Origin of the sequence: Actinomyces oris, assembly GCF_001929375.1 — a bacterium.
Taxonomy (GTDB): Bacteria; Actinomycetota; Actinomycetes; order Actinomycetales; family Actinomycetaceae; genus Actinomyces; species Actinomyces oris_B.
Map to the genome: position 1 here is coordinate 20,329 of NZ_MSGO01000040.1, position 22,363 is coordinate 42,691.

At 69.9% G+C, this 22,363-nt stretch carries 23 protein-coding genes and 1 tRNA gene; 21 read left to right on the forward strand and 3 right to left on the reverse strand.

The features are described from left to right. Nucleotides 1-3: 3 nt before the first annotated feature. The 9 genes from BKH32_RS09925 (at nucleotide 4) to BKH32_RS09965 (ending at nucleotide 8,224) form a co-directional block, all read left to right on the forward strand. Nucleotides 4-1,002 carry a DUF58 domain-containing protein gene (locus BKH32_RS09925; RefSeq protein WP_075249881.1) on the forward strand — a complete coding sequence of 333 codons (999 nt, stop codon included), beginning with the start codon at nucleotides 4-6 and terminating at the stop codon, nucleotides 1,000-1,002. Between the two features lie 3 nt (nucleotides 1,003-1,005). Then, a complete protein-coding gene (locus BKH32_RS09930; RefSeq protein ID WP_075249882.1) occupies nucleotides 1,006-1,527 on the forward strand; it encodes an alpha-amylase in 522 nt (173 codons plus the stop codon). Further along, nucleotides 1,521-2,633 carry a vWA domain-containing protein gene (locus BKH32_RS09935; protein ID WP_075249883.1) on the forward strand — a complete coding sequence of 371 codons (1,113 nt, stop codon included), beginning with the start codon at nucleotides 1,521-1,523 and terminating at the stop codon, nucleotides 2,631-2,633. The genes BKH32_RS09930 and BKH32_RS09935 overlap by 7 nt, the downstream gene beginning before the upstream one ends. Continuing rightward, nucleotides 2,630-3,733 (forward strand): VWA domain-containing protein, encoded by a 1,104-nt coding sequence (locus BKH32_RS09940; protein ID WP_075249884.1) that lies wholly within the window; start codon nucleotides 2,630-2,632, stop codon nucleotides 3,731-3,733. Before BKH32_RS09935 ends, BKH32_RS09940 begins: the two co-directional genes overlap by 4 nt. Beyond that, nucleotides 3,733-4,719, forward strand: coding sequence for a tetratricopeptide repeat protein (locus BKH32_RS09945; protein ID WP_430383798.1), 987 nt, complete (start codon nucleotides 3,733-3,735; stop codon nucleotides 4,717-4,719). Before BKH32_RS09940 ends, BKH32_RS09945 begins: the two co-directional genes overlap by 1 nt. Continuing rightward, nucleotides 4,716-5,213 carry an NUDIX domain-containing protein gene (locus BKH32_RS09950; protein ID WP_075249886.1) on the forward strand — a complete coding sequence of 166 codons (498 nt, stop codon included), beginning with the start codon at nucleotides 4,716-4,718 and terminating at the stop codon, nucleotides 5,211-5,213. Before BKH32_RS09945 ends, BKH32_RS09950 begins: the two co-directional genes overlap by 4 nt. Nucleotides 5,214-5,361: 148 nt before the next feature. Beyond that, nucleotides 5,362-6,054 carry a TetR/AcrR family transcriptional regulator gene (locus BKH32_RS09955; protein ID WP_075249887.1) on the forward strand — a complete coding sequence of 231 codons (693 nt, stop codon included), beginning with the start codon at nucleotides 5,362-5,364 and terminating at the stop codon, nucleotides 6,052-6,054. A gap of 54 nt (nucleotides 6,055-6,108) precedes the next feature. Next, nucleotides 6,109-6,816 carry a M50 family metallopeptidase gene (locus BKH32_RS09960; protein ID WP_075249888.1) on the forward strand — a complete coding sequence of 236 codons (708 nt, stop codon included), beginning with the start codon at nucleotides 6,109-6,111 and terminating at the stop codon, nucleotides 6,814-6,816. A 190-nt stretch (nucleotides 6,817-7,006) separates the two neighbouring features. Continuing rightward, nucleotides 7,007-8,224 (forward strand): sugar ABC transporter substrate-binding protein, encoded by a 1,218-nt coding sequence (locus BKH32_RS09965; RefSeq protein ID WP_075249889.1) that lies wholly within the window; start codon nucleotides 7,007-7,009, stop codon nucleotides 8,222-8,224. 159 nt (nucleotides 8,225-8,383) lie between these two features. Here the strand turns inward: BKH32_RS09965 and BKH32_RS09970 are convergent. After that, nucleotides 8,384-8,457 (reverse strand) — tRNA-Gly (locus tag BKH32_RS09970). Between the two features lie 166 nt (nucleotides 8,458-8,623). On the opposite strand from BKH32_RS09970, the gene BKH32_RS14485 reads away from it, so the two are divergent. From BKH32_RS14485 to BKH32_RS09985, 3 genes are all read left to right on the forward strand, one after another. After that, nucleotides 8,624-9,160 (forward strand): TM2 domain-containing protein, encoded by a 537-nt coding sequence (locus BKH32_RS14485; protein ID WP_256691585.1) that lies wholly within the window; start codon nucleotides 8,624-8,626, stop codon nucleotides 9,158-9,160. 77 nt (nucleotides 9,161-9,237) lie between these two features. Further along, complete coding sequence (gene dcd / locus BKH32_RS09980; RefSeq protein ID WP_075249890.1) at nucleotides 9,238-9,873, forward strand: dCTP deaminase; 636 nt, start codon at nucleotides 9,238-9,240, stop codon at nucleotides 9,871-9,873. Beyond that, nucleotides 9,870-10,997 carry a hypothetical protein gene (locus BKH32_RS09985; RefSeq protein WP_075249891.1) on the forward strand — a complete coding sequence of 376 codons (1,128 nt, stop codon included), beginning with the start codon at nucleotides 9,870-9,872 and terminating at the stop codon, nucleotides 10,995-10,997. The genes dcd and BKH32_RS09985 overlap by 4 nt, the downstream gene beginning before the upstream one ends. A 642-nt stretch (nucleotides 10,998-11,639) precedes the next feature. Here BKH32_RS09985 and BKH32_RS09990 read toward each other — a convergent pair. After that, complete coding sequence (locus BKH32_RS09990) at nucleotides 11,640-12,440, reverse strand: 3'-5' exonuclease (protein WP_075249892.1); 801 nt, start codon at nucleotides 12,438-12,440, stop codon at nucleotides 11,640-11,642. Between the two features lie 214 nt (nucleotides 12,441-12,654). On the opposite strand from BKH32_RS09990, the gene BKH32_RS09995 reads away from it, so the two are divergent. Beyond that, nucleotides 12,655-13,506 (forward strand): serine hydrolase domain-containing protein, encoded by an 852-nt coding sequence (locus BKH32_RS09995; protein ID WP_075249893.1) that lies wholly within the window; start codon nucleotides 12,655-12,657, stop codon nucleotides 13,504-13,506. A gap of 58 nt (nucleotides 13,507-13,564) precedes the next feature. Here BKH32_RS09995 and BKH32_RS10000 read toward each other — a convergent pair whose 3' ends face one another. Next, a complete protein-coding gene (locus BKH32_RS10000) occupies nucleotides 13,565-14,374 on the reverse strand; it encodes an exodeoxyribonuclease III (protein WP_075249894.1) in 810 nt (269 codons plus the stop codon). 64 nt (nucleotides 14,375-14,438) lie between these two features. Here BKH32_RS10000 and BKH32_RS10005 point away from each other — a divergent pair, with 64 nt between their 5' ends. From BKH32_RS10005 to BKH32_RS10045, 8 genes are all read left to right on the forward strand, one after another. Continuing rightward, entirely contained in the window at nucleotides 14,439-15,212 is a 774-nt protein-coding gene (locus tag BKH32_RS10005) for an SDR family NAD(P)-dependent oxidoreductase (RefSeq protein WP_075249895.1), read from the forward strand. Nucleotides 15,213-15,466: 254 nt separating this feature from the next. Further along, nucleotides 15,467-15,964 (forward strand): thiol peroxidase, encoded by a 498-nt coding sequence (gene tpx, locus BKH32_RS10010; RefSeq protein ID WP_075249907.1) that lies wholly within the window; start codon nucleotides 15,467-15,469, stop codon nucleotides 15,962-15,964. 124 nt (nucleotides 15,965-16,088) lie between these two features. After that, entirely contained in the window at nucleotides 16,089-16,658 is a 570-nt protein-coding gene (pyrE, locus tag BKH32_RS10015) for an orotate phosphoribosyltransferase (protein WP_075249896.1), read from the forward strand. Between the two features lie 53 nt (nucleotides 16,659-16,711). Then, a complete protein-coding gene (locus BKH32_RS10020; RefSeq protein ID WP_075249908.1) occupies nucleotides 16,712-17,410 on the forward strand; it encodes a TrmH family RNA methyltransferase in 699 nt (232 codons plus the stop codon). Nucleotides 17,411-17,595: 185 nt separating this feature from the next. Continuing rightward, nucleotides 17,596-18,645 (forward strand): class II fructose-bisphosphate aldolase, encoded by a 1,050-nt coding sequence (gene fbaA / locus BKH32_RS10025; RefSeq protein WP_075249897.1) that lies wholly within the window; start codon nucleotides 17,596-17,598, stop codon nucleotides 18,643-18,645. 410 nt (nucleotides 18,646-19,055) lie between these two features. Next, nucleotides 19,056-20,399 (forward strand): ABC transporter substrate-binding protein, encoded by a 1,344-nt coding sequence (locus BKH32_RS10035; protein ID WP_075249899.1) that lies wholly within the window; start codon nucleotides 19,056-19,058, stop codon nucleotides 20,397-20,399. Between the two features lie 191 nt (nucleotides 20,400-20,590). Then, nucleotides 20,591-21,436 carry a carbohydrate ABC transporter permease gene (locus tag BKH32_RS10040; RefSeq protein ID WP_075249900.1) on the forward strand — a complete coding sequence of 282 codons (846 nt, stop codon included), beginning with the start codon at nucleotides 20,591-20,593 and terminating at the stop codon, nucleotides 21,434-21,436. Then, nucleotides 21,433-22,323 (forward strand): carbohydrate ABC transporter permease, encoded by an 891-nt coding sequence (locus tag BKH32_RS10045; protein ID WP_075249901.1) that lies wholly within the window; start codon nucleotides 21,433-21,435, stop codon nucleotides 22,321-22,323. The genes BKH32_RS10040 and BKH32_RS10045 overlap by 4 nt, the downstream gene beginning before the upstream one ends. Nucleotides 22,324-22,363 lie beyond the last annotated feature (40 nt).

The window sequence follows — 22,363 nt, forward strand, 5'->3', positions numbered from 1 at the left end:
ACGATGAGCACGCAGGTACACGGCGCTCCCGAGGCGCCCGAGTCCGATTCCGGCGGCCGGCGCGGTACGCGGATCGAGCGTCTGCGCGCGGCTCTGAGCCTGCCGACCCTGCGTCGCGCCACGGGGCTGCTCGACGGGCGCCACAAGTCGGTGTTCGTCGGGCGCGGGCAGGACTTCGACGACATGTCCTTCTACCGGCCCGGCGACGACATCTCCGACATCGACTGGAAGTCCTCGGCCCGCCTGGGGCAGCCGGTCATCAAGCGCTACCAGCGCGAGTCCATGATGCCCATGGTGCTGGCCGTGGACACCGGCCGGACCATGGCGGCGACGACCCCCTCGGGCGAGGACAAGCGCGACCTGGCCCTGGGAGTGGCGGAGGTCTTCGCCTACCTGGCTCGGATGCGGGGGGACTCGGTGGCGCTCGTGGCCGGTGACGCCGGCCGGACGATCTCGCGCCCGGCCCGTTCCGGGGCCAAGCACGTGGAGACCCTGCTGGCCCTCCTGGCCCGCACCTTCGAGGATCTCGACGCTCCCGTCGAGGGGGCGCCCGGCGCCTTCGAGCTGGCCCCCGGGGCCCCTCCCTCCAGCCTGCCGCGCCTCATGGAGCGAGTGAGCACCTGGCACCGCCGACGCAGCCTGGTCATTCTCATCACCGACACCGCCCACCCCGGCCCCGATGCCGCGACCTGGCTTCGGCGCCTGTCGATCCAGCACGAGATGATCGTCGTCCAGATCGAGGACGACGACCCGCTGCGTCAGGACGGCGGCCGTGGGCGAGACATCGACCTGCCCTTCGAGATCCCCGCCTTCCTGCGCTCGGACTCCCACCTGGCCGCTCAGGCGGCCGTGGTGCGCGAGCAGTGGCGCACCACCGTCGAGCAGGTGCTCGACGCCCGCCACCTGGAGTACGGCGTCGTCTCCTCCGAGGAGACGCTCATCGACTCCATCGCCGAGCTCCTCCAGCGCGAGCGCGCCGCCGTGGCCAGAGGGAGGCGGTGACCCATGCAGATCATGCCCCCGGTCCTCATGCCGATATGGATGGTCATCGTCATGGTCGTCGGCCTCCTGCTGGTGACCGCCTGGCTGCTGCGAACCTTCCTGGTGACCCGCCGCGACATCTCCCAGGAGGTCGGAGACATCCCCATGGCGCCGCGTGAGCGCCGCCAGTGGGGTGAGCGTCTCGGCGAGATCTCCCAGCGCTGGGACGCCGGTGACCTGGACCTGCGCGAGCTGCACCTGGAGCTGGCGGCGCTGCTGCGCGGCTTCGCCGAGGCCCGCAGCGGGGAGGAGATCACCACCGCCACGGTCTCGGAGATCCTTGACATGGCCGCCACTGCCGGACCGCGCTCGGTGGAGGAGCGGCGGCGCAGCGTGCGCGCGGCGGGCCGTCCCCTGGACGCCAACCCGCTGGGGCACGTCGGAGAGCTGCTCGCCGTGTGGGAGCAGCCCTCCTTCGACCGTGAGCCGCAGGCCGCCGCGCAGGAGGCCCTCACCCACGCCAGGGAGGTGGTCACCCGATGGTGATGCTCTGGTTGTTCATCATTCTGATCGTCATCGCCGCCGCGGCGGTCATCGCAGTCCTCATCATCGACCACCGCTCCAACGGGGCCTCCTTCACCAGAGCGCCCAAGCGGCTGCGGCCGCCCTGGAGCCGCCGGGGGAGCGAGCAGGTCGTCGAGCTGCCCCGCCGCCTGGCCAACTCGGCGAGCCTGTTCCAGCTGCCCGCGGTGCGCCAGCGCATCCGGGCTCAGCGCTGGCTGCACGCGCTCCTGGCGCTCATGCTGGTCTCAGCCCTGCTGAGCGCCGCCGCCATCGCCGGTCGTCCCGTCCGCGTCACCGAGCGCTCCGACGCCCTGGCCAACCGTGACATCGTCCTGTGCCTGGACGTGTCGACGTCGATGGTCAGGATCGACTCCTCGGTCCTGAGGACCTTCTCCGAGATCCTGGAGGACTTCGACGGCGAGCGAGTGGGGATCGTGGCCTGGAACTCGACCGCGCAGACCATCGTCCCGCTGACGGACGACTACGAGCTGCTGCGCGACCAGCTCACCGAGCTGGGCGAAGTGCTGGACATCGACCCGCAGAACGTCACCTTCAAGCAGCAGCTCGCCTACCAGGAGGCCTTCGGCGGCACGATCAACAACAGCATCAACGGCTCCTCCCTGGCCGGTGACGGGCTCGCCTCCTGCGCCCAGGCCTTCGACAACCAGGGCCTGGACCGCTCCCGCTCCATCATCCTGGCCACCGACAACCAGGTCATCGACCCCGACGACGAGCAGATCTACCCCCTGCCCGACGCGGTCAACCTTCTGGTCGAGCGCAAGATCCGCCTGTTCTCCATCTACGGAGCCGACGAGGATCAGCCCTACCAGAACCTGCTCGACAAGACTCCCGAGGAGTCCCGCGAGGAGCTCAAGACCGTCACTGAGGAGCAGGGCAAGGGACGCTTCTACGACGTCGAGGACTCCGGCACCGGGGGGCAGATCGTCAAGGAGCTGGAGAAGACCGAGGTCTCCGCGCTCGGGGGCCGCAAGCAGACCCGTCGCACCGACGTCCCCCAGCGACTCGTCATCACTCTCTCACTGGTGCTTCTGGGCTACCTGGGACTGACTACCTGGAGGCGAGCATGAAGCCGGTTCCGATCATCGGGGACTTCGCGTTCATCCCGGTCACCTGGTGGATCCTCGTCCTGCTCGTGGCGGCGGCCCTGACGGGGCTGCTCATCGTCTCCCAACGACGGCTGGTCCGTGACGATGCCGAGCCGGCCGCCCGCCGGGCCTGGTGGCGGCGCCTGGCCATCGTCGTCGTCATCGTGCTGGCGCTGGCGGGGCCGGCGGTCCGCGGCAGCGAGGCCATCAGCGTCTCCAACGTGGAGATCTACATGGTGGTGGACCGCACCGGGTCCATGGCCGCGGAGGACTACCAGGGCAAGGGACCCGAGGGCGTCGACCAGTCGGCCTCCACCAGGCTCGACGGCGTGCGCGCGGACATGCGCGCCATCCGCCAGGCCTTCCCGGACTCGCGCTTCTCCATCATCGCCCTGGACAACACCGCGGCCAGGGAGCTGCCGCTGACTCACGACACCAACGCCGTCGACGCCTGGATCGGCTCCTTCAAGCAGGAGGTCACGGCCCACGCCGTCGGCTCCTCGCTGGAGGTGGCGCTTCCGCTGCTGGGGCAGACGCTGGCGCAGTCCCGCCAGTCCGACCCCAAGGACATCCGCCTCGTCTACATCTTCTCCGACGGCGAGGCCACCGACGAGGGCCGCGGCGCGCAGGTGGCTGACAACGCCGGCATCTCCTGGCAGTCCCTGAACGGCCTGGTCGACGGCGGCGCAGTGCTGGGCTACGGCTCCACCGAGGGCGGCAAGATGCGCAGCTACGACGGCTCGTCGTCCACCGGCGAGCACACCCAGTCCGACTACATCACCGACGGCCAGGGCGGGCAGCCCGGGGTGTCGAAGATCGACGCCGATGAGCTCCAGAGCGTGGCCAAGGACATGGGGCTGCCCTACTACCACCGCACCGGCGGGTCGGGTGACGACCCGACGAGCAAGTTCACCAACCTCGATATCGAGGCCGTCTCCGCCGACGGGCGGGCCAAGACCAACGCCCGGGTGTACCTGACCTGGCCGCTGGGACTCATCGCCTTCGGTCTGCTGCTGTGGGAGATCATCGACCTCATGCGAGCCGACCGTCGCCTGCGTCTTCTCATGGGAAGGGGAAGATGATGACGATAGGACACACCCCCGGCGAGGTCCCCGGGCAGGGGAGCAGCGGGACGCAGCCCGGCGCCGCCGACGCAGCCCAGGGCGCGGCCGGCGACGCCTCGCAGCAGGTGCCCGACTACCTGCGGGAGGCGGACCCGAATGACGGGGCCTCCTCGCCGGACCCCTCGGCCCCCGAGGACCCCAGGCGGCGCGAGGCCCGCCTCAAGCGGCGCCGTCGGCTCCTGGCGATCGGCGGGGTGCCCGCGGCGCTGGCCACCATCATCTCCCTGTGGCTCGGGTCGATCTTCCTCATCTCCCTGGCCGGAAACCGTGCCGCGGCAGCCGGCCACTACGACACGGCCCTGTCGCGTTATCGCACGGTCGCCAGGATCAATCCCTGGCTGGAGCAGTGGCGCGTCCACTTCAACCTGGGAACCGGTCAGCTCGCCGCGAAGGACCCGACCTCCGCGGTCAGGTCTCTCAACCAGGCTCTCAGTGAGGTCCCCAAGGCCAAGGTCGACTCGCAGACCAAGGCGAAGGAGGCCGGCTCCCCGGAGTGCAAGGTGCGCACCAACCTGTACGTCGCCCACCTCACGCTGGCGGCCCAGGCCCAGGAGAGCGGAAGCTCCGCGGCGGTGACTGAGCACATCGAGGCGGCCAAGAAGGCGGCCGACACCTGCGAGGTTCCGCCCCCGCCCCAGCAGGACCCCTCCCCGAGCCAGAACCCCTCGGCCACGCCCAGCAGTGACCCGAGCTCGAGCCCCTCCTCCCAACCCAGCAGCGACCCGAGCTCCAGCCCCTCCTCCCAACCCAGCAGCGACCCGAGCGCGAACCCCTCCTCGTCGGTGTCGAGCTCGCCGGGCGAGACCTCCTCCAGCACCCCGAGCGCCAAACCGACCCCGACCCCGGTCGATGACCGGGCCAAGCGCCTGCGGGACCGCAACAACGGCAGCGCTGGAACCACCGAGGATCCCGGAGGCAGTAACGGTGGCGGGAAGCCCTGGTGATCGGCTCCGACACGGGGCGGGCCTCCCGTCTCGTCGTGGCGGCCGCGGTCCTGGACGACCTGGAGCATCCGACCACCCTGCTGTGCGCTGCCCGTTCCTACCCGCCTGAGCACGCCGGTCAGTTCGAGCTCCCCGGCGGCAAGGTCGAGCCCGCCGAGCGGCCCGAGCAGGCCCTGGCCCGCGAGCTGGATGAGGAGATCGGCCTGAGCGCCCGCCTGGGTCCCGAGCTCGTCGCCCCCCGGGAGCTGGCGGTTCCGCCACCGCCGCGCAGCGGTCCCGGCGACGACACCCCGGCGTGGCCGGCCATGCACGGATTCAGGATGCGAGTGTGGCTGGCCGAGCCCGCCCGCCCCGGGGACCGGGGCCGGGCCGGAGCCGACCACCAGCGGCTGGAGTGGGTGCGCCTGGACCCGCCGGAGCAGCTGCGCCGGCTGCCGTGGCTGGAGGCCGACCTGCCCATCGTCGACGCACTCGTGACCGCCCTGGGGCGCTGATGCCTCTGGGGCGACGACGGCGGGGCTGCGGCGGGCGGCCCTCCCGAAGGCCACGGACTCGAGGATGCCAGCAGTCCCACCGCGCCGGCCCGCCCCAGTTTCCTGACACTTCTATCGTTCGCGTCATCTCGTAAGTTAGGGTTACCTCATGCCGAAGATCCTGGGTTCCTCACTGGCTGAGCATCGAGAGCGCACGCGCACGGCCCTGTTCCAGGCCCTCTCCGAGCTCATGAGCCGGCGCAGCTTCGACAAGATCACCCTGTCCGACGTCGCCAACCACGCGGGTGTGGGGCGCACTGCCGTCTACAACCACTTCGCGGACAAGGAGGACCTCCTCCTGGCCTTCATGGAGCACGAGGCCGGCCGCTACGCCGAGGAGCTCTCCCGGGCGCTGGCCTGCACCCAGGACCCGATCGACCGCCTGCGCATCTACGTGCGCCAGCAGGCCCTCATCGCACGGCACTTCCACTTCCCGACCTCGGGACCGCTGTCCGGGGCCGTCTCGCGCGGAACCGCCGGCCGTCTGCGCGCCCACGGGGCGCTCCTGGCCCAGATGCTCTCCTCGATCCTCGCCGACGCCATGGACCAGGGGCTCATCCCCGCCCAGGAGCCCGAGCAGGTCATCCCCCTCATCCACGCCACTGTCATGGGCGGGCGCCCGACCCCCACGGATCCGGAGCAGCGCCGGGTCTACCTGGAGAGCCTGGACGCCTTCGTGCTGCGGGCAGTGGGGGCCCGTCAGCCCGCCCACGCGGTTCCCACCATCCCTCAGCCCCACGCCACCGAGCCGCTGGAGGGCGCCGAGGCCCCCGGTTCGCTTCATCACAGCGCGGTTGGCTGACAGCGTGAGCCACGGGCTGCCGCGCACACGGGTGGGCCTGGCAGACTTCCGCCCGTGAACCTGAGCTGGACTGACACCTGGAACGACCTGCTGGCCCGCGTCTCGAACGTCGTCGGCCTGGATCCCGGCGTGCTGTGGCCGGCGCTGGCGATCCTCCTCATCGTCCTGGCCTGGGCCCCGGCCCGCCGCTGGGGACGCACCCTGGTGACGATCGTCCACGAGGCCGGGCACGCCGCCGTCGGCCTCATGGTGGGGCGGCGCTTCCTCGGATTCGTGGTGAGCCGGGACCTGTCCGGGCACGCCGTCACCGCCGGCAAGCCCACCGGCCCCGGCCGGGTGGCCACCTCCTGGGCCGGCTACCCCGCCCCGGCCGTCCTGGGCGCCCTCGTCGTGGTCCTGGCCCTCAACGGCTGGGCGAGCGCGGTCCTGCTGCTGGGACTGGTCCTCCTGGCGGTCCTGCTGGTCATGTCCCGTTCCGTGCGCACGGTCCTGCTGGTCCTGCTCGTGGCCGTCCTGACCGGCTCCCTGTGGTGGTGGGGCGGGCAGTGGCGCGACGGCGTCGTCGCCGGGATCGGTCTGGCCCTGCTGGTCGGGGCCTGGGACTCGCTGCGCGACGTCGCCGTCTCACGCGACCCGCGCCAGGACCACCGCACCCTGGCCCACCTGACCAGGGTTCCCGCCGGTGTGTGGCTGGCCAGCTGGTTCCTCGTGGACGCGGCGGCCACCGGCGTCGTCGTGCTGGCCCTGCGCGACCTCCTGTGAGGAGAGGGCGGGGACCGAGCGAGTCCGAGCCCGCCGCCCACATGGCCTACGCTTCCTCCTGGCGACGCGGGGCCCGCAGTGCCCTCCCGCCGTCCCCGCCCGACGTCGCTCACCGCGAGCCCACAGGCGCCGTCGCGGCCCCGGGCTCACCCCCCTCCCGGACACTCCGGGATTCCCTCAAGGAGAACACATGATGCTCACCCGCAGGACGTTCGCCCTGACCTCTCTGGGGCTGGCCGTCTCGGCCACCCTCGCCGCCTGCTCGTCGAAGTCGAAGGACGAGGCCACCGAGGAGGGCAAGATGGCGCTCATCGTCCCCGACGCGGGCGAGGCCGCCGCGGAGGCGCTGTCCAAGGCGGTGGAGGCATTCACCAAGGAGACCAAGGTGGAGGTGGACATCAAGCCCGTCTCCGACGTCTCCCAGGAGCTGGCCCGCGGGATCACGGCCGAGCCGACCATCGACGTCGTCGTCCTCAACCCGGCCCAGCTGTCCGGCTACGCCGGCTCCCTGCACTCCTGGGACAAGGGGGCGGCCGCCGTCAAGGACGCGAACCCCGCGCTGCTGACCAGCGCCACCCGGCAGGAGAGGATCAGCGCGGCGCCCAGGGACGTCTCCACCCTCGCCCTGTACATCAACATCTCGCTGTGGTCGGCCGCGGGCCTGAGCGACTCGGACTACCCGACCACCTGGGAGCAGCTCGACCAGGTGGCCGCCAAGCTCACCTCCGGTGGGGTCGTCGGTCTGACCCTCGACGCCTCCTACACGCGCGTGGGCGCCTTCATGATCCAGGGCGGCGGGGGACTGACCAGCGCCGACGGCACGAAGGCCACGGCCTCCTCCGAGGGCTCGGTGGCGGGCCTGAACCAGGTCAAGACGCTCCTGTCCTCCGGCTCGGCCGGCTGGGGCGCCGACCTGCCCGCCGGATCCGCCGCCGACGCCTTCGGCCAGGCGCAGGCCGCCATGGTGATCGAGACCGAGGCCCTGGTCAGGACCCTGGCGGACACCTACTCGGGCGTCTCCTACAAGGTGGTTGAGCTACCGGCCGGCAGCAGCGGTAAGGGAACCCTGCAGTTCCCCACCTTCTACGGCGTCGTCGAGGCCTCCAAGCACAAGGCCGACGCCATCAAGCTCGTGGAGTACCTCACCGCCGCCGAGCGGCAGGTGGCCCTGGCCGGCGCGGCGGGCACGGTCCCCGCGGGCAAGGCCGCCGGCGAGACCTGGAAGGGCAAGCACGCCGACCAGGCGGCCTTCCTGGCCGGCGTCGACTACTCCCAGCCCGTGCCCTCCGCCACCGGCACCTCGGACATCATCGCCACCTTCGACAACGAGCTGTCCGGGCTGGCCGGGGGCGACCCGGCCAGCATCCTGAACAGCGCCCAGGTGAACCTGCAGGCCGTCCTGTCCTGACCCCGGCCGCCGGCGCCGGCCGGGGACACTTCCTTGCCCACGGGGCATGTCGCGCCTGCGGGGACAGGATTCCTGTCCCCGCAGGCGTCGAATGCCCCCGGCCGTGCAGCAACGAACAACGAACGAGGGCCCGGACCGTGATGGTCCGGGCCCTCGGGCTGGAGCGGGTGACGGGAATCGAACCCGCGCTGTCAGCTTGGGAAGCTGAAGTTCTACCATTGAACTACACCCGCGTGGCACCAGTGGACGTGCGTCCCGGGTGCGTGCGGAAGTCTAACCCAGACTCCGGCCGTCTACGCAAATCGGCCTGCGGAGGGGCCTCACGGACCGTGCCGGCGACGCCTTCGCCACTACACTCACTCACGGATTCCCTGACGTCTTCATATGTGTGGTGAGCGCATGACTGATCCCTCCAACTCTCACGAGCCCACTGGGCCCACTGGGCCCACTGAGCCCGCTGGGCCCACTGCGAGTCCTCGCCCGGACGTGCCGGCGCTGCCCGCGGGGCCCGCCCCCACGGACTACCCGTCAGGCGGGTACCCGCCCTATGGCGGCCCCTACGATCCCGGTGCCCAGCCGGGGTATGACCCGCAGTGGGCCTACGCGCCCCCGCCCGGTTACGGCACGCCTCCCGGATACAGTGCGCCTCCCGGCTACGGTCCCGTCCCCGGTTACGGTCCCCCCGCCTACCCGGGCAAGTCCAAGGTGGCCGCAGGCATCCTGGCGCTGCTCCTCGGAGGCTTCGGGATCCACAACTTCTACCTGGGCTACACGGGCAAGGCGCTCTTCCAGCTCCTGGGCACGCTCTTGACCTGCGGGATCCTGGCCCTTCCGATCGCCATCTGGGCCTTCATCGAGGGCATCCTCATTCTGGTGGCCCGCCCCGGCGAGGCGCCGTGGGGTGTTGACGCCTCCGGCATGCCGCTGAGCAGCTGAGGCGCGGTCCGGGCCTCCCGGATCCCCCGGCCGGAGTCCGTGTGACGCCTCCGGGAGGACCTGGCACAATCGGGACCGTGCTGCTCTCAGACCGCGATATCCGCACCGAGCTCGACGCCGGGCGGGTCGTCCTCGACCCCTACGACCCCGAGATGATTCAGCCTGCCTCCATCGACGTGCGCCTGGACCGCTGGTTCCGTCTCTTCGACAACCACCGCTACCCGGTCATCGACCCGGCCGCCGACCAGACCGGGCTGACTCACCTGGTCGACGTCGGTGCCGACGAGCCCTTCGTCCTGCACCCCGGGGAGTTCGTCCTGGGGGCCACCTACGAGCGCATCACCCTGCCCGATGACGTCGCCGCCCGCCTGGAGGGCAAGTCGAGCCTGGGGCGCCTGGGGCTGCTGACCCACTCCACCGCCGGATTCATCGACCCCGGCTTCACCGGGCACGTCACCCTGGAGCTGTCCAACACGGCCACCATGCCCATCAAGCTCTGGCCGGGGATGAAGGTGGGGCAGCTGTGCTTCTTCCGCCTGTCCAGCCCCGCCCAGGCCCCCTACGGCTCGGGCGCCACCGGCTCGCGCTACCAGGGCCAGCGCGGACCGACGGCCTCCCGCTCCCACCAGTCCTTCCACCGCACCCGCATCCCCGACACCCCGGCGCCCCCCGCCGACGGCGCCGCTCCCATCTCCCAGGAGAAGCACGCATGAGCGACTCGACCGACTTCGCCGTCTCCCTGCCCACCGACACCGGCACCTTCACCGCCGCCTCCATGCTGCCGGTCGGGCTGCTGGACACCAACCACGTCCTGCTCCTGGCCGATGACGTCGCCCCCGACGAGGTCGAGGCCCTGGCCCTGTCCCAGGACATCCAGTCCGGCTGGGTGGGGGTCTCCAGCCTCCAGCTCTTCCCCGGGGTCTCCCTGCTGGGGCCCTGGAAGGTCGATGCCGAGATGCGCGGCCTCCTGGGTGCGCCGGAGTGGACCACGCAGCTGATGATCCTGGACTGCCCCCGCATCCGTGCCGGTGCCCTGCCGGCCGAGCTCGCCGGCCTGGACCCGCTCTCCGACGCCTTCCCCCACGCCCAGCCCACCGGGGCCGAGCTGGTGGCCCTCACCCGCCTGCGCGCCATCGCCCGGCGCCTGGCCGGGGCCCTGCGGCTCATCCCCGGAGGGGACACCGAGGAGCCGGTCCTGGTCGAGCCCAGCCCGGAGGTCTCGGCCTCCCTGACCGTCTACGCCCCGGTGTGGCTCGGCCCGGAGGACCTGGTGGCCGTCCTGCAGCCGGTGGCCCCCGAGGTGAGCGCCGCACTGGAGGCCGTCCAGCCCCGCGGCGCCGTCGGGCTGGACGCCATCGACCCCGAGCAGCTGGAGAGCCTCGTCGAGCGCATCGGCCCGGACGTCTTCGAGAAGGCCTGGCGCGGCTCGGAGAAGGTCCGCCAGGACACGATGCGTCAGGAGATCGTCGCCGCCGCCACCGGCAACGTCATTGAGGAGGTGCGTGACGGCTACGCGGTCGTCACCCCGGTCGACCCCGAGCACGAGGGCTGGGGGCGCATTGAGGTGCGTGCCGGCGCCACCGACGGGCTGCCCCTGGCCGTGCGCGGCGAGCCGTGGGCGCGCGGGGCGGTCCTGTCCTACGACCTGCGCTGGATCCCCCGGGACCAGGCCGACGCCTACACCGAAGTGGTCTCCCGCTCCCGGCGCCGCGAGCGCCAGACCGCCCGGGACCTGGTCGAGGAGCTCGCCACCGTCCTGGTGGCCGCCGTCTCCGGGGTGGCCGTGGATGACGACGGATTCCTCGTCTCCCTGGGTGAGGACGCCCAGGAGGCCTGAGAGGTCTCGTCAGGGGGCGGCGTGGGCGCCGCGCGGCTCCCGATGAGGCGTTGTCGTGAGACTTCCGGTACTGCACGAGGGCGGGGCGCTACTGGGGGAGGGTCGGGTGTACTCCACGGGGGTCGGGCTCTCGTGCAGTACGCACAACCCTTGGTCAGTCCACCCCGAGGCTCGTGGAGTAGCCGGCCGGGACGTGGCCGACTGAAACGGGAACTGCGTTCTCCGTCCAGAACGTACTTCTCCCGCAGATGACTGAGGCCGCTCTCCAGTCGTCTGTAGGAGAACGCAGTCATCGTGGGAAAAGTAAGTCCCCGATCAGGGGCGGTGCACTGCGGCGAAATCTGGCCCGGTAGTCGTTGTCCCGAGTGGGCCGGCGTGGTTCGATGGCTCGTCCCGGGCTGCTGGACCGGGACGGAACCAGTCGGTGGTGTCCAAATCTGCAGCAAAGGGGCCGGCGCCCCTGGAGAGCCGTCACACGATCCGCAGAATCATGCGGTTCTGTTTCCACGTTCAAGGCTGAGAACTCGTCTTTGCTGCAGATATGGACATCTGCGCCGCTGTCGACATCCGAGCCGCACCCGGCCGGGAGAGACCGGGTGCGCACAGGACCGGTGGACCAGCCATCACTCGCAGTCCAGAGGCCTACCGACGCGGCTCCTCGGACTCGAGCTCGGGGCGGGCTCGCTCGGCACCGGGCGTGGTGCGCACCGTGAGACGCTCGACGCCGACCCGCGCTCTTGCCGCATCCCAGTGCCAACCGGTGAAGCGGCGAGCCTCCACCAGCGCTCGGGCCCAGGCCACCGGCTCCTCACCCCGCTGGGCCCCCACCGCCAGATAGTGGCGCAGCAGACCGGCAGCGGCCAGGGCGTCGTCGAGCGCGTTGTGGTGGCGGCCGATCTCCACCCCGGCCACCTCGCAGCAGGTGGTCAGCCGACGCGACGGCGTCGTCATGAAATGACGCGCCCACTCCATGGTGCAAACCCGCGGCACCCGCGCACCGCGGTCCAGCATCCCCCGCACCCCCAGCGCCTGGGTGAGGAAACCGACGTCGAAGCGGGCATTGTGAGCCACCACCGCCCGCCCGGCCAGGTCCGCCACCAGCAGGTCGGCGACCTCGTCGAAGCCGGGCGCCCCGATGAGCTCCTCGGCGACGAGACCGTGGATATGGGTGGGGCCCACGTCCACACCGGCGCCGGGGTCGATGAGCGTGGACCAGCTGCGGTCAACGCGCCCGGCGGCGTCGGTGAGGACGAGCGCGACCTCCAGGATCGAGTCCGTCATGGGGGACAGGCCGGTGGTTTCCAGGTCGACGACGGCATAACCGACACCGGCGGCCTCGGCCAGCTCAGCGGCCGTGGGGGTGCAGGCCGCTTGACCGGCAGCCATGGGGGAGCGGGGACGCAACGGGCCGCGGTCGGCGGGTGGGCGGTGGTAGAAGGGCATCGCCCCGATCCTCTCTCGAGCCGGGAGGTTTCGCCGACTCTCGGCGCGCCGGGGGCTTCAAGACGGTCGGGCGCTTCCGGGCGGCCGGCGCTCGCGGCCGTGCCAGACGGCTCGCAGAGGGAAGCAAGAGGCCGGGTGCTTGAGGCGTCGTAAGGTACGGTCGCGAGGGCGCTCGGCCGGCCGCGTCGAGAGCCGATCCAGGCAAGGAGGAGCGATGACCACCCCGGACACCCCTCAGGCGCCGGACCCGGCCCTGCCGGCGCTGGCCGCCTTCCCCTTCCCGACCGCCCTCGTCGTGACCGGTACGTCTGCCGACGGCGACGGCGTGCTCCTCGAGGCCGGGGACGTCGATGAGATCTTCCTCTTCGCCTCGGTGACCAAGCCGATCGTCGCCTGGGCGGCCCTGGTCGCCGTCGACCGGGGACTGCTGGACCTGGAGGCCCCCGCCGGTGCGCCCGCTCCCGACGGTGCGACCATCGAGAACCTGCTGTCCCACTCCTCGGGGATCGCGGTCGACTCCGACGAGCGCCTGGCGGCCCCGGGCACGCGCCGCATCTACTCCAACCGCGGCATCGAGATCCTGGGGGAGCGGCTCGAGGAGGCCACTGGCACGCCCCTGGAGACCTGGGTGGAGACGACGGTGCTCGAGCCCCTGGGGATGGCCAGCGTCCTCATCCCCGGCTCGCCCGCCCACTCCGGGGAGGGCAGCGCCCGCGACCTGTCCCTGTTCGCCCGCGAGCTGGCCGCGCCCAGGCTCGTCTCGCCCGCACTCGCGCAGTGCGCCCGCACGCCGGTCCTGCCCGGCCTCGACGGCGTCCTGCCCGGCTACGGGCGACAGACCCCCAACCCCTTCGGCCTGGGAGTGGAGGTGCGTGGAGCCAAGTCCCCGCACTGGACCGGGACCGGCAACAGCGAGCAGACCTTCGGGCACTTCGGCCAGTCAGGCTCCTTCATCTGGGTGGATCCGGCCGCCGAGCGCCAGGCCGTCTTCCTGGGGGCCAAGCCCTTCGGGGCGGTTCACCGGCGGACCTGGTCCGAGCTCAGCGACCAGATCCTGGCCTTGTAGGGGACTGCGGACGAAGGACGCCCGGTGTCCGCCCGCCCGTGGGTCGCGGCCCTCGGCCTCAGTCGACCTCGACGATGACGGGGACGTGGTCGGAGGCGCCCTTGCCCTTGCGCTCGTCGCGGTCGATGGCGGCGCCGGTGACGCGGCCCGCCAGGGCTGGTGAGGCGTAGACGAAGTCGATGCGCATGCCCTCGTTCCTTGGGAAGCGCAGCTTCTGATAGTCCCAGTACGTGTAGTTGGTGACCCGCTCGCGCGTGACCTCGCTCATGCCCGCCGCCGCGAAGGCGGCGAAGGCCTCGCGCTCCGGCTCCGAGACGTGGGTGGCGCCCTCGAAGACGCTCATGTCCCACACGTCCTCATCCCGCGGCGCCACGTTCCAGTCGCCCACCAGCGCCAGCGGCAGGTCGGGCTCGGCCTCGAGCCAGGCGGCGACGTCCTCGCGCAGCACCCGCAGCCAGTCGAGCTTGTACGTGTAGTGCGGGTGGGCGAGCTCGCGGCCGTTGGGAACGTACAGGCTCCACAGGCGCACCGGCGTCGCGTCCGAGTCCGCCCCCACCGTCGCCCCCAGCGCCCGGGCCTCCACGACCGGCTCGGCCTCGGGCTTGGACGCCCAGGCGGGCTGGCCAGGGAAGGAGGGGGTGACGTCGTCGAGCCCCACGCGCGAGGCGATCGCCACCCCGTTCCACTGGTTGAGGCCGTGGACAGCGAGCTCGTAGCCGGCGGCCTCGAAGGGCTCGACCGGGAACTGGTCGGGGCGGCACTTGATCTCCTGCATCGCCAGGGCGTCGATGTCCTCGCGCTCCAGGAAGGCCAGGACGCGGTCGACGCGGGTGCGGATGGAGTTGACGTTCCAGGTGGCCAGGCGCATGGCAGCAGACTATCCGGTGCCCGACTCCCATCAAGCACTCACCAATCGCTCCTAGTCTGCCGCCATGGGAACAGCACTTGTCACCGGGGCCACGAGCGGCCTCGGCCTGGAGATCGCCTGGCAGCTCGCCCAGGCCCGTCATGACCTCGTCCTCGTGGCGCGCACTCCCGAGCGGCTGCGGGAGGTGGCCGAGGAGATGCGCCAGTTCGCAGGCGTCCAGGTGGAGACCCTGCGGGCCGACCTGTCCGAGCGCGATGAGCTCGAGCGCGTCGCCGAGCGCCTGCGGGAGAAGAGCAAACCCGTGGGGCTCCTGGTCAACAACGCAGGCTTCGGGTTGGGGCAGCGCTTCGTCGGGGGAGACCCGACCCGCGAGGAGCACGCCCTCGACGTCATGGTCCGAGCGGTCATGGTGGCTTCCCACGCGGCGGCCGGCGCCATGGTGGAGCGCGGTCGCGGCGCCATCCTCAACGTCTCCTCCATGACCGCGCACACCGCCATGGGCACCTATGCGGCGCACAAGGCCTGGGTGCTGCGGTTCACCGAGGGGCTGGCCGCCGAGCTCGCCGGCACCGGGGTGAGCGCCACGGCGCTGTGCCCGGGGCTGGTCCACACCGGCTTCCACGCCGCGGCCGGCATCGACGAGACCCAGTGGAAGGAGCCACTGTGGCTGGACGCCGAGCGAGTGGCCATCGACGCCCTGGCGGCGGTGCGGCGCGGCCAGGTCATCTGCACCCCGAGCCTGCGCTACCGCAGCGCCAACGCCGTGCTGCGGCTGGCTCCCCGCTGGTTCGTGCGCCGGGTGGTCGGGCCCGAGCGCTCCGGCCGGGGTCTCGACTGAGGCCGTCGGGGCTCGCCGGCGGCGCACAGTGTCACCGATGGCGACTATTCGGGGGCGATCACCATTGCTGCCGACCTTCCCAAGGCGCTGACCAGCACAGATGCGGCAAGATCGGTGGGGACTGCCTCCTAAAAGTCGCCAATCGTGACAGATCCGGGTACGCGCACCGGCTTGCGGCCCGATCTCACCGCGGAATCGCCCAGGGCTGAGCGCCCCCGCTGGTCAGGGGAGCCGTGAACTGCAACGATCACACCATGGCTTCCATTACCTTCCACGGAGACCCTGTCAGCACTGTCGGCGAGCTGCCCGCTGTGGGCTCGGCCGCGCCCGCCTTCGACCTTGTGGGCGCCGACCTCGCCCCGGTCACCAGCCAGTCCCTGGCCGGCCGCCGCGTGGTCCTCAACATCTTCCCCTCGGTGGACACCGGGGTGTGCGCCGCCTCCGTGCGCCAGTTCAACAAGCTGGCCTCCGAGCTGGACAACACGACCGTGGTCTGCGTCTCCGCCGACCTGCCCTTCGCCGGCTCCCGCTTCTGCGGCGCCGAGGGCCTCACCAACGTGGTCACCGGCTCGACCTTCCGCTCCACCTTCGGCGCCGACTACGGCGTCACCCTGGCCGACGGCCCGCTGGCCGGCCTGCTGTCGCGCGCTGTCGTGGTCCTCGACGAGTCCGGCAAGGTCGTCTACACCGAGCAGGTCTCCGAGGTCGGTCAGGAGCCCGACTACGACGCCGCCGTGGCCGCCCTGTCCTGACTCCCCTCTTCCACTGAGCTGCCAGGAGCCCGCCCCCTCCGCCCCGCGCGGACGAGGGCGGGCTCCTGTCCGCAGCGGGTGTCAACCCGGCGCCCAGCCCCTGAGTCCCACTACCATCGGAGCCGTGAGCACCAACGACTCCCAGATCACCCGCCTGGCCGAGCTCGTCAACGAGCTGTCCGTCGTCCGCGGCAAGGTCACCCTCGCCTCCGGCCTCGAGTCCGACTTCTACGTGGACATGCGCCGCGCCACCCTTCACCATGAGGCCGCCCCCCTCATCGGCCATGTCATGCTCGACATGCTCGAGGAGTCGGGCCTGGGCACCGACGAGATCGATGCCGTCGGTGGCCTGACCATGGGGGCCGACCCCGTGGCGGCCGCCATGCTGCACGCCGCGGCCTCGCGCGGCCTGGACCTGGACGCCTTCGTCGTGCGCAAGGCCGCCAAGGACCACGGGATGCGCCGCCGCATCGAGGGACCCGACCTCGCCGGGCGCTGTGTGGTGGTCCTGGAGGACACCTCCACCACCGGCGGCTCACCCCTGGAGGCCGTCGAGGCCCTGCGCGAGGCGGGCGCCGACGTGCGGGCCGTGGCCGTCATCGTGGACCGGGCCACCGGGGCGCGCGAGCGCATCGAGGCCGCCGGCCTGCCCTACTACGCGGCGCTCGGCCTGGCCGACCTCGGCCTGGAGTGAGCACTCGACGACGCCCGCAGCCGGGCGGGGCGGCCCCCGAGGCGCCCGCCGACCTGCCTGAGGGGGAGCACCTGCCCGCGGCCTCCGCCGCAGATTCTGTGCCGAGCCCGGAGGAGGACCGGCCGGCCGACGTCCGCCAGGTCGGTGTCGGCCCCTGGCCCGGCGGCCCCGAGGCCTGGCCCGCCGACTCCCACTACGACCGAGGGCTGCTCGCCGCCGGCGACCGGCGCAATGTCGTCGACCGCTACCGCTACTGGACCGTCGCGGCGATCCGCGCCGACCTGGCCGCCCGCGCCCACCGGCTGCACATCGCGATTGAGAACGTCAGCCAGGACCTCAACATCGGCTCCATCGTGCGCAGCGCCAACGCCTTCAACGTGGCCGGCGTCCACATCATCGGTCGACGCCGCTGGAACAAGCGCGGCGCCATGGTCACCAACCGCTACCTGGACGTGCGCCACCACCCCGAGCCCGGCGAGCTGCTCGCCTGGGCGCGGGCCGAGGGCTACGAGGTCGTCGGCATCGATAACGGCCCCGGGGCCCAGCCCTTGGAGTCCGCCGATCTGCCCGAGCGCTGCCTCATGGTCTTCGGCTCCGAGGGTGAGGGCATCAGCGCCGAGCTGAGCGCCGGCTGCTCCCGCCTGCTGCGCGTCGGCCAGTACGGCTCCACCCGCTCCATCAACGTGGCGGCCGCCGCGGCCGTGGCTATGCACACCTGGATCCTCCAGCATGCGGGGCCGGCGCCGGACTGATTCCGGGGACCGTCGCGGCCCGCTGCGACGGCCCGCCTCGTGGACAGCGGGAAAACCACCCCTGAACAGGGCATGGCGCCCGACCGCTGCCCGACCTGGGACCATGATCCGGTTCACTCGGCCTCGAATTCGTGGAACAATCGGCCCCGAACCACTGACTCACACAGACAATCAGGAGGCACCCAGTGGCCATTGCAACCCCGGAGTCCTACGCCGACATGCTTGACCGCGCGAAGGCCGGCAAGTATGCCATCCCCGCGATCAACGTCACCTCATCGCAGACGCTCTCCGCCGCCCTCCAGGGCTTCACCGAGGCCGAGTCCGACGGCATCGTCCAGGTCTCCAACGGGGGCGCCGCCTACTGGTCCGGCTCCTCCCGCGCCGACAGGGTCAAGGGCTCCCTGGCCATGTCCGCCTACGCCTACACGATCGCCGACCTGTACCCGATCACCTTCGCGCTGCACACGGACCACTGCCCGCGCAAGCTGGTCGACACCTGGCTCAGGCCGCTGCTCGAGATCGAGATCGAGCAGGCCAAGCGCGGCGAGCCCACCGCCTTCCAGTCCCACATGTGGGACGGCTCCGCCGAGACCCTCGACGACAACATCAAGCTCGCCGTCGAGCTGCTGGCCATGAGCAAGAAGGCCAACACCATCCTGGAGATCGAGATCGGCGCCGTCGGCGGCGAGGAGGACGGCATCAAGGGCGAGGAGAACGCCAGCCTCTACACCACAGCCGATGACGCCTGGGCCGCCGTCGAGGCCCTGGGCCTGGGCGAGAACGGCCGCTACACCACGGCGCTGACCTTCGGCAACGTGCACGGCGCCTACAAGCCCGGCCACGTTAAGCTCCGCCCCGAGCTCCTGGGCGAGATCCAGGCCGACGTCGCCAAGCGCCTGGGCGACCGCCTGGCCACCAAGGTCGGGGACAAGAAGACCCCCTTCGACCTGGTCATGCACGGCGGCTCCGGCTCCACCGCCGAGGAGATCGCCACGGCGGTGCGCAACGGCGTCATCAAGATGAACGTGGACACCGACACCCAGTACGCCTTCACGCGCCCGGTGGCGGACCACATGTTCAAGAACTACGACGGCGTGCTCAAGATCGACGGCGAGGTCGGCTCCAAGAAGGCCTACGACCCGCGCGCCTGGGGTAAGGCCGCCGAGAAGGGCATGGCCGCCCGCGTCGTCGAGGCCTGCGAGCGCCTCGGCTCCGTCGGCTCCGCCCGCAAGTGAGTCCTCACCCCGTACGGGGTTGAGCGGCGACTGATCGCTGCGCGTGGCCCCGGCACCCCTGCGGTGCCGGGGCCACGTCCTGTTCGAGCAGGGGGCGGTGGAGGCGGTGGGGAGGCTCCCGACGGCGAACCGATCGATCGGTTGCATTCTTGCAAAGGAGGGTGGGAGATGTCGGCGTCTCCTGGAGGAGAGGTGGGATGCGCGATCTGCCGGGGCGAACGGTGTGCCGCACGAAAGATGCTGAACTGAGACCCGGGCCACTGATTGCAAACCTTGCAGCAATGCGGGCGGAAATGTGCCATGATAGGTCGTCGCCGTTGAGCCGACGGGTCCGCCGCCGGCGACACGGCAGTCGCACCTTGCGGACGCCTCTGTCCGCGCCTGTCCCATGCGTCCAAAGGAGGACCCCAATGCGACTCATCTCCCGCCGTTCCGTGCTCGGTGGAACTGCTGCGATCGCCGTCGCCGCGACCCTGGCGGCCTGCTCGAAGGGCTCGTCCGGATCCGACGGCGACGGAGGTGTCTACTTCCTCAACTTCAAGCCCGAGTCGGAGCAGGGGTTCAAGGACATCGCAGCCGCCTACACCAAGAAGACCGGTGTGAACGTCAAGATCGTCACCGCTGCTTCCGGCACCTACGAGCAGACCCTGAAGTCCGAGGTCGCCAAGTCCAACCCGCCCACGCTGTTCAACCTCAACGGTCCCGTAGGTTACGGCAACTGGAAGGACTACGCCTCCGACCTGTCCGATGCCGATTTCACCAAGCAGCTGACGGATGAGTCCCTGGCCCTCAAGGGCGATGAGGGCAAGGTCGTGGGCGTGCCGCTGGCCATCGAGGGCTACGGCATCGTCTACAACGCCGCCATCCTCAAGAAGTACTTCGCCATGGAGGGCGCCAAGGCCACCGCCGTCGACCAGATCAAGGGCTTCGCCAAGCTCAAGGAGGTCGTCGAGGACATGCAGGCCAAGAAGGCCGAGCTCGGTATCGAAGGCGTCTTCGCGGCCACTTCCTTCGCCCCCGGCGAGGACTGGCGCTGGCAGACCCACCTGGCCAACTACCCGGTCTACTACGAGTACCGCGACGCCAAGGTCGACGACCTCGACGAGGTCAAGCTGACCTACTCGGACAACTACAAGCAGATCTTCGACCTCTACCTCAAGAACTCCACGGTGCCGGCCGAGCAGACCGGGGCCAAGAGCGTCAAGGACGCCATGTCGGAGTTCGCCGTCGGTAAGGCCGCCATGGTCCAGAACGGAAACTGGGCATGGTCGCAGGTCGAGAACGAGTCGGGCAACGTCGTCAAGAAGGAGGACATCCACTTCCTGCCGATCTATGTCGGTGTCTCCGGCGAGGAGAAGAGCAATATCGCCATCGGTACCGAGAACTACCTGACGGTCAACTCCGAGGCCGCAGAGGGTGACCAGAAGGCCACCAAGGACTTCCTCACCTGGCTGTTCACTGATCCTGAGGGCTCCAAGCTCGCCGCCGAGAAGCTCAGCATCATTGCGCCCTACAAGGCCTTCGGCGAGCTGACCCCCGCCGACCCGCTGGGCAAGGAGGTCGCCGCGGCCATCACCAACAAGGACCTCACGCCCGTCAAGTGGGTCTTCCCGACCTTCCCGAGCCAGGACTTCAAGAACCAGCTCGGCCAGCACCTGGCTCAGTACGCCACCGGCAAGGAGGACTGGTCGAAGGTCAAGGACTTCTTCGTCACCGACTGGGCTACGGAGAAGAAGGAGGCCAAGGAGGGCTGACGCCGTCGAGTCGCTTCAGCCGGTCCGGGCCCGCCTGAGCCTGTCGACGACGGCATGACGACGACTCATCTCCCCATCCCCTCCTTTCGGGGCGGCACGTTCGAGCTGTTCGTCTCGCGCGCTGCCGCCCCGGTGGGAGCCCTCTGGTACCCGGCCGGTCCGGCGGGTGCCGGTCGCACCTCGAGGTAGATATGACCAAGGCACTGAAAAAGTTCTTCCCAGTTTTTGCGGGGCCAACTCTGTTGGCCTTCATGATCGCGTTCATCGTCCCCTTCTTCATGGGGCTCTATCTCTCCTTCACCAAGTTCAGTACCCTCACCAATGTTCGATTCGTGGGCACTGATAACTACGTCAGGGCGTTCAGCGAGAGGAGTCATTTCCTTCCTGCGCTGGGATTCACTGCGCTCGTGTCGATCATCTCGATCATCACGGTGAACCTGGGGGCCTTCGCCCTGGCCTACATTCTGACCCGCAAGCTGCGCGGCACCAACTTCTTCCGTGCCGTCTTCTTCATGCCCAACCTCATTGGCGGCATCGTCCTGGGTTTCACCTGGCAGGTGATGCTCAATGCGATTCTCCAGCACTGGGGTCAGACGATCGTCAATGACTGGCGACTGGGACTCGCCGGCCTGGTCATGCTCGTCAACTGGCAGCTCATGGGCTACATGATGGTCATCTACATCGCCGGTCTGCAGAACGTGCCGCCCGAGCTCATCGAGGCCTCGCAGATCGACGGCGCCAGCAGGTGGCAGACGCTGCGCAACGTGACGCTGCCGATGATCATGCCCTCGATCACCATCTGCCTGTTCCTCACTCTGGCCAACACCTTCAAGATGTACGACCAGAACCTCGCTCTGACCAACGGTTATCCTGCCAAGCAGACCGAAATGGCGGCTCTCAATATCGTCAACACGATGTATGTGAAGAACCATCAAGCCGGTGTTGCCCAGGCCGAGGCCGTCATCTTCTTCCTCATTGTCGCTGCCATCGCGCTCATCCAGCTGCGCGCCACTCGTTCCAAGGAGGTCGACGCATGAGCGCCGCCGTCCAGACAAAAGTATCTGAAACTGCTCTCGAGCGAGAGGCTCCTCGGCGCACCGTCGGCCAGAACATCCTGTTCGGTCTGCTGATTGTCTTCGTCCTTGTGTGGGTGATTCCCCTCGTCTTTGTTCTTGTCAACTCTTTCAAGGGAAACATCTTCATCTCGACCGAGCCCTTCAGCCTGCCGACGTCGAAGAGCTCGGTCGGCCTGGACAACTACGCCACCGGTCTGGCCCTCTCGCACTTTGCCCGCGCCATGGGCTGGTCGCTGTTCATCACCGTGGGCTCCGTCATCGTCATCGTGTTCCTGACGGCGATGACCGCCTACTACATCACCCGCATCAAGACGTGGTGGACCTCCATGATCTACTACGCCTTCGCCTTCTCCATGATCGCTCCCTTCCAGATGGTCATGTTCCCCACCGTCAAGGTGGCCGACATGCTCGGCCTGGCCACGCCCTGGGGCATGATCGTCCTCTACCTCGGATTCGGCGGGGGGCTGTCGGTGTTCCTGTTCGCCGGCTTCATCAAGTCGATCCCCATGGAGATCGAGGAGGCCGCCTACATGGACGGCTGCTCGCCGCTGCAGACCTACTTCAAGGTGGTCATGCCGCTGCTCAAGCCGACGGCGGTCACGGTGGCGATCCTCAACGCCATGTGGGTATGGAACGACTTCCTCCTGCCCAACCTCGTGATCGGCCAGGACGAGCGCTACAAGACAGTCCCGATCGTCATCCAGGCCCTGACGGGATCCAACGGGAACAAGGACCTCGGTGCCCAGATGGCCATGATCGTCTTCGCCATCGTCCCGATCGTCGCCTTCTACCTCTTCGGTCAGAAGCACATCATCGAGGGTGTGGCCGCGGGGGCGGTCAAGGGCTGATGCCCGCACCACACGAGTCCTGATACGGGCGGTTCTCAAG